This is a genomic window from Metabacillus endolithicus (assembly GCF_023078335.1).
Classification (GTDB): Bacteria; Bacillota; Bacilli; order Bacillales; family Bacillaceae; genus Metabacillus; species Metabacillus endolithicus.
Genome location: NZ_CP095550.1, coordinates 4,240,946 through 4,255,479, shown reverse-complemented (window position 1 = coordinate 4,255,479; position 14,534 = coordinate 4,240,946). Strand labels below are relative to the sequence as shown.

Annotated in this window: 19 protein-coding genes and 3 pseudogenes; 8 read left to right on the top strand and 14 right to left on the bottom strand. The window is 33.9% G+C overall.

Annotation, left to right across the window (positions count from 1 at the left end):
* Positions 1–75: 75 nt before the first annotated feature.
* Genes MVE64_RS21570 through MVE64_RS21560 form a run of 3 tightly spaced genes read right to left on the bottom strand, consistent with a single transcriptional unit; the run spans position 76 to position 2,438 of the window.
* Positions 76–714 (bottom strand): TetR/AcrR family transcriptional regulator, encoded by a 639-nt coding sequence (locus MVE64_RS21570; RefSeq protein WP_247341209.1) that lies wholly within the window; start codon positions 712–714, stop codon positions 76–78.
* Between the two features lie 38 nt (positions 715–752).
* Entirely contained in the window at positions 753–1,547 is a 795-nt protein-coding gene (locus tag MVE64_RS21565) for an ABC transporter permease subunit (RefSeq protein WP_247341207.1), read from the bottom strand.
* Positions 1,548–1,565: 18 nt separating this feature from the next.
* Positions 1,566–2,438 carry an ABC transporter ATP-binding protein gene (locus tag MVE64_RS21560; protein ID WP_247341205.1) on the bottom strand — a complete coding sequence of 291 codons (873 nt, stop codon included), beginning with the start codon at positions 2,436–2,438 and terminating at the stop codon, positions 1,566–1,568.
* 287 nt (positions 2,439–2,725) lie between these two features.
* On the opposite strand from MVE64_RS21560, the gene MVE64_RS21555 reads away from it, so the two are divergent.
* The 4 genes from MVE64_RS21555 (at position 2,726) to MVE64_RS21545 (ending at position 4,152) form a co-directional block, all read left to right on the top strand.
* Positions 2,726–3,241, top strand: a complete 516-nt coding sequence (locus MVE64_RS21555) for a hypothetical protein (RefSeq protein ID WP_247341204.1) — start codon at positions 2,726–2,728, stop codon at positions 3,239–3,241.
* 196 nt (positions 3,242–3,437) lie between these two features.
* A complete protein-coding gene (locus tag MVE64_RS27920) occupies positions 3,438–3,671 on the top strand; it encodes a hypothetical protein (RefSeq protein ID WP_345740679.1) in 234 nt (77 codons plus the stop codon).
* The gene (locus tag MVE64_RS27915; RefSeq protein WP_345740678.1) at positions 3,671–3,874 is read left to right on the top strand and encodes a hypothetical protein; all 204 of its coding nucleotides are present in this window, start codon (positions 3,671–3,673) and stop codon (positions 3,872–3,874) included. The genes MVE64_RS27920 and MVE64_RS27915 overlap by 1 nt, the downstream gene beginning before the upstream one ends.
* Positions 3,862–4,152, top strand: coding sequence for a YxcD family protein (locus tag MVE64_RS21545; RefSeq protein WP_247341203.1), 291 nt, complete (start codon positions 3,862–3,864; stop codon positions 4,150–4,152). The genes MVE64_RS27915 and MVE64_RS21545 overlap by 13 nt, the downstream gene beginning before the upstream one ends.
* A 332-nt stretch (positions 4,153–4,484) precedes the next feature.
* Here the strand turns inward: MVE64_RS21545 and MVE64_RS21540 are convergent, their stop codons facing one another.
* From MVE64_RS21540 to MVE64_RS21530, 3 genes are all read right to left on the bottom strand, one after another.
* Positions 4,485–5,351 (bottom strand): PhzF family phenazine biosynthesis protein, encoded by an 867-nt coding sequence (locus MVE64_RS21540; protein WP_247341201.1) that lies wholly within the window; start codon positions 5,349–5,351, stop codon positions 4,485–4,487.
* Positions 5,348–6,385 (bottom strand): M42 family metallopeptidase, encoded by a 1,038-nt coding sequence (locus MVE64_RS21535; protein WP_247341199.1) that lies wholly within the window; start codon positions 6,383–6,385, stop codon positions 5,348–5,350. Before MVE64_RS21535 ends, MVE64_RS21540 begins: the two co-directional genes overlap by 4 nt.
* Positions 6,386–6,487: 102 nt before the next feature.
* On the bottom strand, positions 6,488–7,270 hold the full coding sequence (locus MVE64_RS21530) for a tyrosine-protein phosphatase (RefSeq protein WP_247341198.1): 783 nt from the start codon (positions 7,268–7,270) through the stop codon (positions 6,488–6,490).
* Positions 7,271–7,431: 161 nt separating this feature from the next.
* Here MVE64_RS21530 and MVE64_RS21525 point away from each other — a divergent pair, with 161 nt between their 5' ends.
* Complete coding sequence (locus tag MVE64_RS21525) at positions 7,432–7,650, top strand: hypothetical protein (RefSeq protein WP_247341196.1); 219 nt, start codon at positions 7,432–7,434, stop codon at positions 7,648–7,650.
* A 155-nt stretch (positions 7,651–7,805) separates the two neighbouring features.
* Here the strand turns inward: MVE64_RS21525 and MVE64_RS28205 are convergent.
* From MVE64_RS28205 to MVE64_RS21505, 4 genes and pseudogenes are all read right to left on the bottom strand, one after another.
* Positions 7,806–7,877 (bottom strand): annotated as a pseudogene (locus MVE64_RS28205) (YjcZ family sporulation protein); the annotation flags it as partial.
* A gap of 137 nt (positions 7,878–8,014) precedes the next feature.
* Positions 8,015–8,119 (bottom strand): YjcZ family sporulation protein, encoded by a 105-nt coding sequence (locus MVE64_RS21515; RefSeq protein WP_098795145.1) that lies wholly within the window; start codon positions 8,117–8,119, stop codon positions 8,015–8,017.
* A gap of 167 nt (positions 8,120–8,286) precedes the next feature.
* Positions 8,287–8,358 (bottom strand): annotated as a pseudogene (locus tag MVE64_RS28200) (YjcZ family sporulation protein); the annotation flags it as partial.
* A 143-nt stretch (positions 8,359–8,501) separates the two neighbouring features.
* Entirely contained in the window at positions 8,502–8,606 is a 105-nt protein-coding gene (locus tag MVE64_RS21505; RefSeq protein ID WP_121661060.1) for a YjcZ family sporulation protein, read from the bottom strand.
* A 206-nt stretch (positions 8,607–8,812) separates the two neighbouring features.
* Between MVE64_RS21505 and MVE64_RS21500 the strand changes: the two genes are divergently transcribed.
* Together MVE64_RS21500 and MVE64_RS21495 are read left to right on the top strand one after the other, a co-directional pair.
* Positions 8,813–9,418, top strand: a complete 606-nt coding sequence (locus MVE64_RS21500) for a copper resistance CopC family protein (protein ID WP_247341192.1) — start codon at positions 8,813–8,815, stop codon at positions 9,416–9,418.
* A 3-nt stretch (positions 9,419–9,421) separates the two neighbouring features.
* Complete coding sequence (locus MVE64_RS21495) at positions 9,422–10,504, top strand: copper resistance D family protein (RefSeq protein WP_247341191.1); 1,083 nt, start codon at positions 9,422–9,424, stop codon at positions 10,502–10,504.
* A 59-nt stretch (positions 10,505–10,563) separates the two neighbouring features.
* Here the strand turns inward: MVE64_RS21495 and MVE64_RS21490 are convergent, their stop codons facing one another.
* Both MVE64_RS21490 and MVE64_RS21485 read right to left on the bottom strand, forming a co-directional pair.
* Complete coding sequence (locus tag MVE64_RS21490; protein ID WP_247341190.1) at positions 10,564–11,868, bottom strand: ammonium transporter; 1,305 nt, start codon at positions 11,866–11,868, stop codon at positions 10,564–10,566.
* A 3-nt stretch (positions 11,869–11,871) separates the two neighbouring features.
* Positions 11,872–12,249, bottom strand: a complete 378-nt coding sequence (locus MVE64_RS21485; RefSeq protein WP_247341188.1) for a P-II family nitrogen regulator — start codon at positions 12,247–12,249, stop codon at positions 11,872–11,874.
* 208 nt (positions 12,250–12,457) lie between these two features.
* Between MVE64_RS21485 and MVE64_RS21480 the strand changes: the two genes are divergently transcribed.
* Entirely contained in the window at positions 12,458–12,619 is a 162-nt protein-coding gene (locus tag MVE64_RS21480) for a DUF1540 domain-containing protein (protein WP_247341186.1), read from the top strand.
* Positions 12,620–12,752: 133 nt separating this feature from the next.
* Here MVE64_RS21480 and MVE64_RS21475 read toward each other — a convergent pair whose 3' ends face one another.
* Positions 12,753–13,091, bottom strand: a complete 339-nt coding sequence (locus MVE64_RS21475; RefSeq protein ID WP_247341184.1) for an antibiotic biosynthesis monooxygenase family protein — start codon at positions 13,089–13,091, stop codon at positions 12,753–12,755.
* Between the two features lie 171 nt (positions 13,092–13,262).
* A pseudogene (locus MVE64_RS21470) lies at positions 13,263–14,524 on the bottom strand (glutamate-5-semialdehyde dehydrogenase).
* Between the last annotated feature and the right edge of the window lie 10 nt (positions 14,525–14,534).

Here is a 14,534-nt window from a genome sequence, read left to right as displayed (position 1 = left end):
CGATTTTTGTAGATTGAAACCAACAAAAAAGAACAGTATCGCTACTGATCTTTTCCCAACATGGTGAAGTTCATATCAACGACTTCCATACACTCCATATTTAATAATATCAATATATTCATCAAGTTCCGGCATCATTTTTTCTAGTATATCGTCGTATTCTAACTGTTTACTTTCAAAAAGATGAACATATTTTTTAGTAACAGAATCTAATGCAAGCATAGTTAATTCCATTATCTTTTCAGGTGAGGGGTGACCTTCTAATAATTGTTTATCTAACAGCTTCGCTAAAAATTCTCCACTATATTGATCAGTATTCTTTTGTAACAAATTCTGTAATTGTTCTTTTAATTCAACCGGTGGATGAAGAGTAGCACTTGTAACGAGTTTTGTTTCAATTAAAAAGTCATATTGAATTCTTTGTTTAATGAGAACAACCTCTTTTATTCTTTCAAAAAAATCATCGGTCTTAACTTTTTTTATTTCTTCGATAATTTTATCTCCGATTAGCTTTCTGCAATAGTCAACAACATATAAATAAAGGTTTTTCTTACTTTTAAAATAATGAAAAAGAATTCCTTTTGATATACCAGCTCTTGAAGTAATTGTCTCAGTTGAGGTTTTTTCATAACCAGTTTTTGAAAACTCTTCGATACAGGTTGTTAAAATCTTTTCTCTCTTTTCATCAGGTAATTTTTCAAATGCAGAATACAATGTGTACACCTCAAATTAATTACTATCATTTTGTCTGATTATACAGCAATATCCTTACGATGATAAGCAACATAGCTTAACACAATCATTATAGTAGCTATAGCTATCATGATACATAGATAAAGTGGTTTAATGGATTGATTTGCAATAATGTCAGCAGCATCGATATATTTGAAGAAACTAAAATATTTGAGTCCTTCTAAATTCCCGGTAATACCAGATACTACACTTAAAAAATATGATAAAAAAACCAAGCCTAATGAAACCGATGTGATTGTTCTAGCCTTTTTCATTGTCGTTGAAAGTAAGAGTGATATAGCTGCAAATGTAATATGCAGTAGAAAAGTTGCTAAAACAAGCAATATAAACGTTTTTATCGACGGATCATCATCAGCAAATTGAAAGCCAATGAGAGAAATCACCATAATGATTATATTTAACAAAGCGATATTTGTCATAACAGCTAGCCACTTTTCAGTCATAATTTGCATACGAGTAATCGGCTTTGATAATAAAAATTCAATTGTTTTTTCATTTTCTTCCTTAGCTACAATATTTGAAGCTAACATAACCGCAAAGATACTCCCAAATAACGTTGTCATAAAGTGAACTTGAACTCCATAAAATCCGAGTAAAGATCCATAATCAAGGCGATCCATTCCAAATGCTTGTTTAAAAGAATCCGGGTAAGCATTAAGCAATTCCTTCATTGTTTCTTGATCCTGAGTAAATTGAGGATAAATGCTAAGTGTCATTAAAATGATTCCACTTAATGCAATCCCCCAAATAATAAGTGATTTTAAGTTTTTCTTTAACTCACGTTGATATATCATTTAAATCCCCTACCTTTCCTACTCATAATAATGAATGAAAACTTCCTCTAAAGAAGGCTCTTCTATTAATAAATCTTTCACATGTAGTGTTGAAATCTTATGAAGAAGTCTATTTATGTCACCACTATACAAAAAGGTCCAATCATCACCGTTTTTTACTTTATTCATTCCCTCAATCTCTTCAATTGCTTGCTCATTTCCAGCTTGAAAGGTAAGGCTTATTTTTTTTACATTATTTTTAAGTAACTTCTCAACTCGTTCTACTTTTAATAATTTACCTTCTTTAATAATCGCAACACGGTCACACATTTTCTGAACTTCACTTAAGATATGAGAGGAAAAGAAAATGGTTGCTCCTTTATCCCGCTCGATCTTTAATAGTTCAAAAAAAGCATGCTGCATCAACGGATCTAATCCCCCTGTTGGTTCATCCAAAATGAGCAATTTAGGCTCGTGGAGTAGCGCTTGAATAATTCCCACTTTTTTTCTATTTCCAAACGATAGATCTTCAATTTTTTTATTAAGGTCTAAATGAAGCTTCTCGGCTAATTCTACGATTCGTTGATCATTTGAATATTGATGAAATTTAGCAGAATATATAAGTAAATCTAAAGCTTTCATATCATCATAGTAATGAACTTCAGATGGTAAATAACCAACTTGCTTACGAATTTCCTTTGAATCTTTCACACTATCTTTTCCAAAGATTTTGGCTGTTCCACTTGTTGGGTGAATAAAATTTAACAATGTACGTATGGTTGTGCTTTTCCCTGCCCCGTTCGGTCCAATAAAGCCGAAGATTTCTCCCTTATGAATTGAAAGGGAAAGGTCATCAATTCCTCTGTTTTTTTTATAGCTTTTGGTCAAATTATGAATCTCGATTATGTTCATATAACTTCCTCCTATACGAGGTCAAATTGACTGATTAGTCAACCTTAGTTTAATCCACATTGACTGGTTAGTCAATGTTTTAATAAAGAATAATTAATCACATTTTGCACACAGAAACTATTGCATATTTTTATAATTCCCTTTATAATATTACACTGTTTGTTGCAACATTTTTTATTACGTATGAATAAGATAAGAAGACACCATTCATATAGTTTATGAAGCTATATCATTTTACAATCGCTAAATACCTGCACACATAAAATATCTATGAAAGGAGCGAAATAATGTTTAGTAAACTATTAGAAGCTGACCAACGTTCTGATAATCCAGAAGAATTGAAAGAAGAATTAGAGGATCTTGAGTTTCAAGTCTTTAGGATGCAGGACAATTTAAAGGAAATTGCCAAAAGAAGTAAGATTCTAGGTGTTGACCAAACAAAAGAAGATAAGTTAGTTATCGTTTATACTCCTGAAGATGAGCAATCCTGTAAAATTATGTTATGCGACTGTGAAACCTCATATAAAGGTAAGTGGGATTTTTCCATTCACGCAACTTATATTGATGATGAAACGATCCACATTGGTGATATTAAAGGGCCTGCAAATAAAGGATATGGCTCCATATGTATGGACTACTTAAAAGAACTTGCAATTGAGCAAAACATTCCTAAAATTACAGGTGACATTGCCAAAAGAGATTGGGATCATGTTGACAGACTTGTTCACTTTTATGAAAAACATGATTTTCAAGTTGAAATTAATTATGACCATAAATCTGGGGAAATTATGTGGTATAGATAAATAAATGGATCATTTTGAATCAGTTAACGTCTTCAACTGAATCAAAATGATCTATTTTTTGATTTCTTTCCCCCTTCTACAAGTTGGAATAATAGATTAAAAAAACTTTTCAAAAATGAAACCTTTCTATATGATAGACCGTAGTACTAATTGTCACAAAAGTGACTGCTCATTTTTAAAGGGAGGAACATACACCATGATAAAGAAATTATTTTCAGCAATGCTCGCTATTACCTTACTTTTCACTCCAATAAGTGGCTTCCTAGTTGGAGATCATGTTACAACAGTTAGCGCAAAGTACACAAATCTGGTAAAAAATCATTTAACTCAAATACAAACAACCCGTCACTTATTAAAAAGGATGATACTCAGCAAAAATCCTCTACAACAAAAAGCAACACCACTACAAAGCCAAAAGCCGGCAGTTTAATGAAAGGTTTGTTCTTAGGTGGGTTAGCTGGTTTATTACTTGGAGGATTGTTAAGTAATCTTGGAATTTTAGGTTCATTAATTGGCCTAGTTATCAATGTTTTAGCCATTTTTGCCGTTATTTTTATTATCAGAAAAGTATTTACTTACTTTGTAAATAAAAATAAACGTAAACACAAGGAAGATACAATATGGGGCAAATAAAGCTTTCTGAACAAAACATTGTAAATGCACTATGTTTACACATTGCTCATAAAAGACAAATAAAGCCTTCGGACGTAGAAATTGAGCTATTATATGATGATGACTATGGTTTTTCTGCTGAAGCATATATTCAGGATCGGAAGCAAATATTGATAACCGCCAATATAATAGAGGCCATTCGTTTTTGGTTAGAAACCGAAATGAATATCGATCCTTTCGCTGCCGCAATAGAGCTAGTATTAGATGAAGATGAGGGAATTATTTCGTTGATTAAATAACAAACCGAGTGGTTAAAAAGCCACTCGGTTTTTATTTTCACAAGGATCTTCGTTATAATTATTATGTAAGCACGCTAAATTAAAGGAGATAGTATATAGCATGAGATCCCCGAGGATACTTTTCATAGGTTCTATTTTAACAGATATCGTACTAATCATTTACCTTCTAACGTTAATCGATGAAATCGGATTAGGTTTTGTCATTTTGTTATCTGCTCTACTGCTGGGCGGAACATTTATCACCTATAAATTTATGTCTAAGATATAAATTTATAGGTGATTTATCAAGAGTTCTCTTTCAGTTAAGAGACCTCTTTTCATTTAGATAAAATCTAAAACCATTCACCTTTTGCAACCTTAACTACATTACCTCCAACATGAATAGTATAGTTTCCTTCTCTTTCTTCTGCCCGAATATATAGCAAGGATTCTCTTTGAATCTCGTATCCTTGCTCAACTTTTATATCTAGTGTGTTTGTTTGAAAATATTGGTGTTTTAGCAAGTATCCTGCCAAGCAACCATTAGCACTACCTGTTGCAGGATCTTCAGGTATACCGAATACATCAACAAACACCCTTGCATTAATATGATGTTCTTTATGATAAGTTTCTTTACTGAAAACTAAAATGGCTTTCGCTCTAGTATTTCCGGTTAATTCTAGCAGTTTTTCTTGGTTAATTTTTGCTTTTTTCACTTCAGCTAACCCTTTTAAAGGAACAATAATAAAGGGGAGACCAGTTGAAACATCCTCAATTGGATAATTTTCATCAAAATCGTCTACATCCAAATTAAGTACATCACTCAATTGGTTATATGTAAATGTTTGAGCAAAGCTCGGCTCATTTTGTTTCATCCAAATAATTTCAGATTCATCAAAAGAAACAGGGATATCTCCGACTTTTAATTTTAGTATAACTTGTTGTTCTAATTCTTCCATAATCTCATTGCGAATAATGTATGAAGTTCCTAACGTTGGATGTCCTGCAAACGGCACTTCTTCATTAGGTGTAAAAATTCTTACACGGTATCCTCCATCTACCTTTTCATCAGTTTCTATAAAAGTTGTCTCTGAGAAATTAGTTTCTCTCGCAATTTTCTGCATTTCCTCACTAGATAAATCTCCTATATTCCGAAAAACAGCCAACTGATTTCCCTTATATTTTTCTTCAGCAAAAACATCAACAACATAATAGATCATGCTAACGTCAACTCCGATTGAACATAATGATAAAGCAAGTTTGAAGTATGCTCTAATGAGGAAGTATGTGTTCGTTCAAACGCATGTGAAGCATCAATGCCAGGCCCGATTAAGCCATGAATAATATCATGTCCTGATCGTATCGCAGCAGAAGCATCTGATCCATAATATGGATAAATATCAACTTTATATTTAATATTATTTTGTTTCGCTAACTCAATTAGTTTTCTTCTAAGGCCTAAATGATAAGGTCCACTCGAATCCTTTGCACAGATTGAAACTGTAAATTCATCCGTTTCTTGACCGTCCCCAATTGCACCCATATCTACAGCTAAATATTCAACCGTTTCACTGGCTATATTTGAATTACCCCCGTACCCGATTTCTTCATTATTTGAAATCAGGAAATGAGTTGTATATGGAAGTTCAATAGGATCTATTAATATTCTTTTAATTAGTTGTAATAATATCGCAACACTTGCTTTGTCATCTAAATGACGAGACTTAATAAATCCACTAGGTGTTACTTCAACTCTTGGATAAAATGAAATAAAATCACCAACCTCAATTCCAAGATCTTTTACATCGTCGGCATTATGTACTTTTTCATCAATTCTTACTTCGATATTTTTTTGGTTTCTCTCTAGCTTACCGGCATCTTTATATACATGGACAGATGTTTGATGCATAAGAATTGTACCAGTATAGGTTTCCCCACGGGCGGTTTCAATCTGACAGTATTCACCTTCTATAGAGTTATAGTTAAAGCCCCCTATTAAATCAATCATTAATCTGCCATTAGATTTAATGTTCTTTACAATTGCACCTAAAGTGTCTACATGAGCCGTTAACATCCTATGTTGATCATCATTTTTTCCAGGTATAGTAACAAGTAAGCCGCCTTTGTGATTTCGTTTCATATTTACATTCAAAGGCTTTAAATACTCCTCTACAAACGAAATGACTTTTTCTGTATTCCCTGATGAACTTGGTATTTCAACCAATTTTTTAATTAACTGTATTGTTTCATCCATCTTTTATTCCTCCTTTTTATGAATATCAGTCATAAATATGATTGTAACTTAGATAAAATACAAATAAAACTCGCAGTTGCGAGTTCACAAAGATGTTTTATTCTATTTATTCAATAAAAATTCCCTTAACTTGTTTAAGGAGTTTTTATCTATTCCACATCCTTTGATAAAATAGTTTTCCACTGTTCCAAATTCCTTCAAAATTTCCTGTAAAACATCTTCTAAATAGTCGCGACTTACAATTAATAATGGTTTTATTTGCTGTGAAGAAACACGATATAAGCTCATCATTCGAATAAAGTTTTCTATTTTTTTCATTCTTGGTCCAACCAATGCATTTGACACTAAATAATGGTCGATTACTTTATCATATGGAACGTTTAAATAAAGCTGTATGAGTGCAGTTATTAAACCAGTACGATCTTTGCCTCCGGTACAATGAATTAAGCATGGTGCTTTGTGATAATTAGCAATTAAAGTGATGATCTCTTTTATCTCTTGTCTTCGTTCTATGATCATACATCGATAAAAATTCTTAATCATTTCTTCAAAATCCAGATTCTTAGATCCTTTAACTAATAACTGGAAAAACTCCCTATGGGAAAGGTCCTGACTTTCATGATAAATAGGGACATGCTTTAATTCAATTCCCCAGCTTTTAGGAAATTCATAAAGTTTAGATTTTCGTTCGTTAGATGTACGTAAGTCACAAATTAGTTTAAATTCATATTGACTAAATGTATCTAAGTCCTTCTTAGTCAATCGCGAAATATCATCAGACCGAAATAAGACTCCCGATTTAACAAAATTTCCATCCTTTGTTTCCATTCCCCCAACATCTCTAAAATTATATAATTTTTCAAATAGTATAGTTGCATTCTGCATTTCATTTATACTCCTTCATTCTTCTAACTATGGAAAACTTCTCCACCCTGTATATTAATTCCTTTATTTGTTAAAGAAAATAATTATTTCCTGGATAATTATTTATAAATTGGGAAACTTAACTTTAGTTTTTTAACGTTTTTACATAGGAGGAAGGAAACATGGATTTACATAATAATATGGAATTTGAGTTAAGCGGAAATTTCATTCCAAACATTAGCAACTCCGACAGATTAAAAATTATTGAAATTTCTAGTGACAGTGTTGTTATCCAAATGAACAACTCAAAAAGAAGAGGCATTTTCCCTCTGGATAGTTTCCAGTATTGGATTAAAAGAAGGTCGCTAATATTTATCGGGCAGGAGAAAAAAACATCATAAAGACCAAATAACGTTTTAAAGGATTCTTTTTTTAGTAAATATGCATTAAAAAGTTTTAGGTTTCCGGAGAACCCAATACCTGGTGGAAAGTTTCATTATGTAGAATATACACAAAAGAGGATCTGACTAACTCAGACCCTCTATCTTAGGTTATCTTATAACCAAGCAGCACCAACGATGATTAGTAAGATAAACAGTACAACGATTAACGCGAAGCCTCTACCTGCACCGTAGCCATAACCTGCTCCTCCGCATCCTGCACCATAACCGCCAAATCCTGCGCCATAGCCATAACCGAATCCGTAACCCATTCTAAATTCCTCCTTCTAAATATTTATTGAAATGATTCATGTCTTGTCATTTTTTAGTAACCAATGTAGGCAGAGCCTACAATTATTAGCAAGATGAATAACACAACGATTAACGCAAAGCCACCACCGTAGCCATAGCCTGGAGTTGCACCACTCATTAACAACACCTCCCTTTCGTTGTAATACTACTGTATGTATCTAGGAAGTTGTCTGTAAGGGCATCCGCACATTTTCCCAAAAAAGATAAAAAATTTTATGTTAAACAAGTTTAAAAATATAAGAAAAAGAGGGCCTGAATAAATTTGGCCCTCTTTCCTTACCTATCTTATAACCAAGCAGCACCAACGATGATTAGTAGAATAAACAATACAACGATTAACGCGAAACCTCTACCTGCACCGTAGCCATAACCTGCTCCACCGTATCCTGCACCATAACCATAACCGCCAAATCCTGCACCATAGCCATAACCGAATCCGTAACCCATTCTAAATTCCTCCTTAAAATTATTTATAGAAACAATCTCTTACTAATCAATTTTTAGTAACCAACGTAAGCAGAGCCTACAATTATTAGTAGGATGAATAACACAACGATTAACGCAAAGCCACCACCGTAGCCATAGCCTGGAGTTGCACCACTCATTAACAACACCTCCCTTTCGTTGTACTATTACAATATGTATCTGGGGACTTGTCTGTAAGGGCACCCGCACAGTTCCCTAAAAAAACTTTAAAAAAATCCTTCATAAAGTTTTTTGTTTGCTAATTTGTCAGAAATGGTTTATGAATGAAGAATACATTCAATGCTAAAATGGGTAACAGAAATAAATTAATAAAGGATGTTTTGATATGAAGAAAATAATACTAACAATAGTAAGCTTATTATTAGTTTTACCTTTAGCAGTTTCAGCACATACAACTGTTAAAACTTCTACTCCTACTGAGGGTGAGGAAATCACTCAAGAACTTACAGAGCTTTTTATTGAATTTGCAGGAGAGATTGAAGACCAAAGTACGATGACCTTAACAAAGAAAACTGAAGAGCAATCCTTTGATACAGTAACAGTTCAAGGAAGTAAGCTAATTGGGACATTTAATCGTCCACTTACAAATGGAAGCTACGTGTTATCTTGGCAGATTGCAGCAAAAGATGGTCACATCCTTACAGGAGAAATTCCTTTTACTGTGAATCTCCCAGCTACAGAAGAAGAAAATACGACAAATAAAGAATCAGATACACTCATTGATGAGGAAGCGGAAGCATCATCTGATGAAGAGTCAAATCAAAATGACAAAGAAGAAACAACATCTGTTGAAGAAGAGCAAACTTCACCACAACCTGAAACAAATGCTAAAGAAGCAACAAATAATTCTTCTTTTGTCACTATTATAATTACGATCTTATTCCTTTTATTAATTGGTGGGGTATGGATCTTATTTCGTAAAAAGAGGTAAATGATGAGTCAACTTATACCAGTAACCGAATATGTTTCGTATATGCTTTTTTCTTTTTTAGTTGGACATGTTGTATTACAATTTGTACCACAAACACATAAACCTATTATTACCGTTAAAAAACAAAGCTTACTATTAGCTGTGTTAGGAATTATTATTTTAACTTTTCTTCCTGTATTACAAGTTATTTTATTTTTTTCTCCCGAAGGGTTAATAAGCTTAACTTCTTATTCGATCTTAACGGAGTTTCAGGTCGGCATCGCTTGGTTGTACGGAAGCTTCTTTGCAGTATTATTATGGATGACTATCTATGTTGAAGGATCTAAATATATTCAAGCCCTTTTCTTGCTACTAATGATCTTCTCAGTAGGTTATGCGAGCCATTCTTCAACACTTAACCTTTGGCCCGGTTTATTTTCACATGCTATTCATTTTTTAGTGATTACAATGTGGGTTGGAGTGCTATTACATGTTGGATGGCTTTCTAAAGATGAAAAAAATTGGCATTTGTTTTTAAAATGGTTTACCCCTTTATCCATAATCTTGTTTTTAACAGTAACGATCTCAGGCATTTTTCTTATGTTTTTTGTTGTTGAACCAAGAGATTATGTTAATTCATGGGTAATCACATATGGACAGGTGTTACTAGTAAAGCATTTAAGCATTATTCCTATTCTTGCTTTTGCCTTAATAAATGGATTTTTAGCTAGAAAGGTCAAAGCAAACGATCAATTTAACCCTATAAAATGGGTACAAGCAGAAACAATTATTTTAATGGTTGTATTTTTCATCACAGGTGTTTTAGGAACATTGCCACCACCACACCAAGTAAATGCGACACTCATTCAAGAAGGACCAGCACCGTGGATAGAGTTCTTGCTCGGCCAAAACATTACGGCTCCTTTTATCGTTCAACTTTCCCTTCATTTAGATGCTGTCTTATTACTTATAATTGGAGTTCTATTTATTGGGTTGCTTATTATTAGCTTTTATAAAAAGATCTCTCCAATTCTTGCCGTAGGTTTTGGAATAGCCTTTATTATTTCTACCTATCTAGGTCTAATGTTTTCGATTGTTATTAAGTAAGAAATTTTAGCGTTCAAATAAAAAGAGGCGAACCATTTTGCTTTTGGTTCGCCTTTTTATCATCCAACAATTTTCTTTTGATCTGTTCTTGCAACAGTAATACCTGTCGTTTCTTCAAAATTATATAAACTTGTTGGTAAGTCTGTAAAACGTTCTAATTCATTGTAAGCAGGAATTCCGTGGTAAGACATGTCTAACCCTTCCTCTTCTTCCTCTTGTGTAGCACGTAAACCAACAGTTGCCTCTGATATTTTTGCAATTGCCGCACCACCTACTAATCCCCAAGCAGCGACAACAACTGCACCTAATAGCTGAACTCCTAATAGTGAAACTTGGCCTGTTGTAAATAATCCGGCAGTTGTATCAAACAATCCAACAGCGATTGTTCCAAATAAACCATTAAAACCGTGTACGGCAACTGCTCCAACCGGATCATCAATCTTGAGATTATCAATTAGTAATGTTGCATAAATAACAATAACACCACTAATTGCTCCGATGATAATTGCACTCCAATGATTTACAAATGCACAGCCAGCTGTAATAGCAACTAATCCAGAAAGTACTCCGTTAATTGTCATACTCGGGTCAGCTTTTCCAAACTTATTCATTGTTAAAAGTAAAGTAACTGTCCCACCGCTTGCCCCAGCTAACATTGTATTAATTGCAATAGAAGCTAAAGATGCATTGGAAGCATCTAATGTACTACCACTATTAAAGGCAAACCAACCGAACCATAAAATAAATGCGCCACTTGATGCTAACGGAATATTACTTGGTGCAAAAACGTTGACGCTTCCATCAGAATTAAATCTTCCTTTTCTTGGACCTAAAATCTTGGCCATTGCCAATGCAGCAAAGCCTCCAACTGCGTGAATGGCAGCTGATCCTGCAAAGTCCTTCATTCCAAGCTGCGCTAACCAGCCTTCACCATTCCAAATCCAATGACCAGACAATGGGTAAATGATTAATGTAATAAGTGCTGCTGTTACTATATATGCCTTAAAATTCATTCGTTCGGCTACTGCACCAGAAATGATCGAAATACAAGCAACAGCAAAGCCCATTTGAAATAGTACAAACGCTTCGCTTGGTAATTCTATTCCTAAAGCAATTTTCTCAGGACTTCCAAATAAACTTGTGCCTATAAACCCAAAAGCACTATCTCCGAACATAATAGCAAATCCAAAAACCCAGAACGCTAAAGCACCAATTGTTAAGTCAACAAAGATTTTCATCGTTACATTTACAGCATTTTTAGTACGAACTAAACCAGCCTCTAATAAGCTAAATCCACCTTCCATGAACAAAACCATTGCTGCCGCTATAACAATCCAAACGGTATTTAAATGAATAAGCTCCATTGATTATATTCCCTCCCTTGTGGGAAACTCTCTTATTGTCAAATCATCAATTGACACATCCGGTTCGCCCGTGCGAATATTATAAGCTTCTAGAATAGGATATACATAGATTTTTCCATCACCATCTTCACCTGTTTGAGCAGATGAAATAATTGTTTTTATGGTTGGTTCTACCATATGATCAGATAATATAATTTCAAGTTTAATTTTCGGATGTAACGTTACATTATAATTTTTTCCTCGATAAACACCCTTTGTATCTCTTTGCTTCCCTCTTCCTACAACTTGAGAAACCGTAAATCCAGTAATTCCAATATTCTTTAGTCCCTTTATTGTTTCAGTAATTTTCTGCGGCCTTATAATCGCTTCAATCTTTTTCATCATCATCACCCTAATTGTCTGTTAGATTACCTAACATTATATGTTATTGATTATAACACCGATCAAACAAGAGTCAATACTTTAAATAATAAAAGTTTTCAGATAAGTCCGCTGTGTCTACGCTATCTCTAAAAATCAAAATACACCTCTTATACTGAATAGGATAGGTCAAACTTGTTTATCCTAACAATGAAGGAGGTGTTTTATAATGGCACTAGACGTATTATGTGAAGTAAGTAGCTGTGTTCATAACATCCAAAATGAAAACAAATGTGGTGCATCTCAAATTTATGTAGTCAATCATAAAGAAAAGAATGCAGCAAGTAGTGGAGAAACTGATTGTAAAACATTTGAACCAACTGATCTTTAATATGTATTAAGAGGCAACCATCACCGTGGTTGTCTCTTTTCAATACTATTATTGAAAATAATTATCATTATTATTCATGAATGGTAAAAAAACTTTTCCAACAATAAAAAAAGCCAACATCATAAGATATTGACTAACTTTCTATATTTTCTTTAGCTTTTGCTTCTTTAACGTTTACTACGGTATATAAGCCGCCTTCTGAGTTTACAATGTACTCTGGCTTAGGTTTACCTCTATTCGCTTTATGACCGGCGATATGTGCTTCACTTTTTTCCCACTGCTTCCAATATTCTTCTGATTTCCAACGAATTTGGATCATTACCTCTTCTTCACCGCGTCTTACTTTTTTCACCATTACTGTTGCATCAATAAAACCCTCTTGCTCTTCAATTATTCCAGGCTTACTAAATCTCTCAACAACTTGAGCCGAGTTTCCCTCTGTAACCGTAATGTTTTTTACTTGAACAAACATATAATCAACTCCAATCAATATATTATTTTTTGTTCTACAAATATTATAATCGGTAATGATTATCATTGTCTATTATAAAGTGTATTTCTCTAATAAAAGATTGAAAAAGGTACTTAGCCTTGCTCAAACAAAATAGAAGTGACCGATGTACGGTCACTTCTATTTTTTTACTTATCTTGTTTGCCCATTACCTGACATCATAAATTTTACTGTTGTTAAAGCCGGTAAGCCCCATTGGTCCTCGCGCATGAAGCTTTTGAGTGGAAATACCAATCTCAGCACCAAAGTAGAGCTCCACCGTCAGTAAAGCGAGTAGACGCATTATGATATAGAGCTGAAGCATCTACTAAGCTCATAAATGTTTTGGCTGTTGCTTTGTTTTCAGTTACAATCGCCTCTGAATGCTTTGTACCGTATGCTTCGATGTGATCTATTGCTTCTTCGACGTTACTAACTGTTTTAACAGCTAAGTCTAAGCTTAAATATTCATTCGCCCAGTCTTCCTCGTTTGCAAGAACAGAGTTCGGAATATAGGATAATGCTGTTTCATCGCCGTGAACAGAAATTCCATATTCCTGCAAAGTTTTCACGAGAACATCTCGGTTCTTTTCTAGCCAACCCTCGTGAATAATAGCTGTTTCTAACGCGTTACATACAGCTGGACGGTCCGTTTTTGCATTAACAAGAATGTTTAATGCTTTTTCAACATCTGCTTCAACATCAATATATAAGTGGCAGTTTCCGACACCTGTTTCAAGTACTGGAACAGTGGCATTATTTACAACTGCATTTATTAGTGAACCTCCACCCCTTGGAATTAACACATCAATATGTTCTTTCATAGTGAACAGTTGCTGTGTTGCTTCACGGTCTGTGCTGGCAATAAATTGTACAGCTTCTTGAGGGATCTTTGTTTCTTTTAACGCCTCATGCATAACCTGCACGATTGCTTTGTTTGATGATAAAGCAGATGATCCGCCTTTTAATACAATAGCATTTCCTGATTTAAGAGCAAGACCTGTTGCATCGACTGTTACGTTAGGACGTGCTTCATAAATCATACCAATTACACCTAATGGTACTGTAACTTTTTCAACTAGAAGTCCGTTATCTAAAGTCCAATTAGAGAGGATATTACCTGTTGGATCTTCTAATTTAGCTACTTGACGTAAGCCATCAGCAAAGTCAAAAATTCGTTCTTTTGAAAGTGCCAAACGATCCATATACGCCGTATCGTAACCTTTCTCACGACCTGCTTGTAAATCTACTTCATTCGCTTCAAGAATAACTTCAGTATTTTTTTCTAAAGTATCAGCTAAAATGTGTAATGCTTCATTTTTTTCTTCTGTTGATAATAAACTTAATGTTTTTGCGGCTTTTTTTGCTGCAATTGCTTGTGATTCGACATTTGGTTGTTCTTTTGTTACAGACATCTAATTCCTC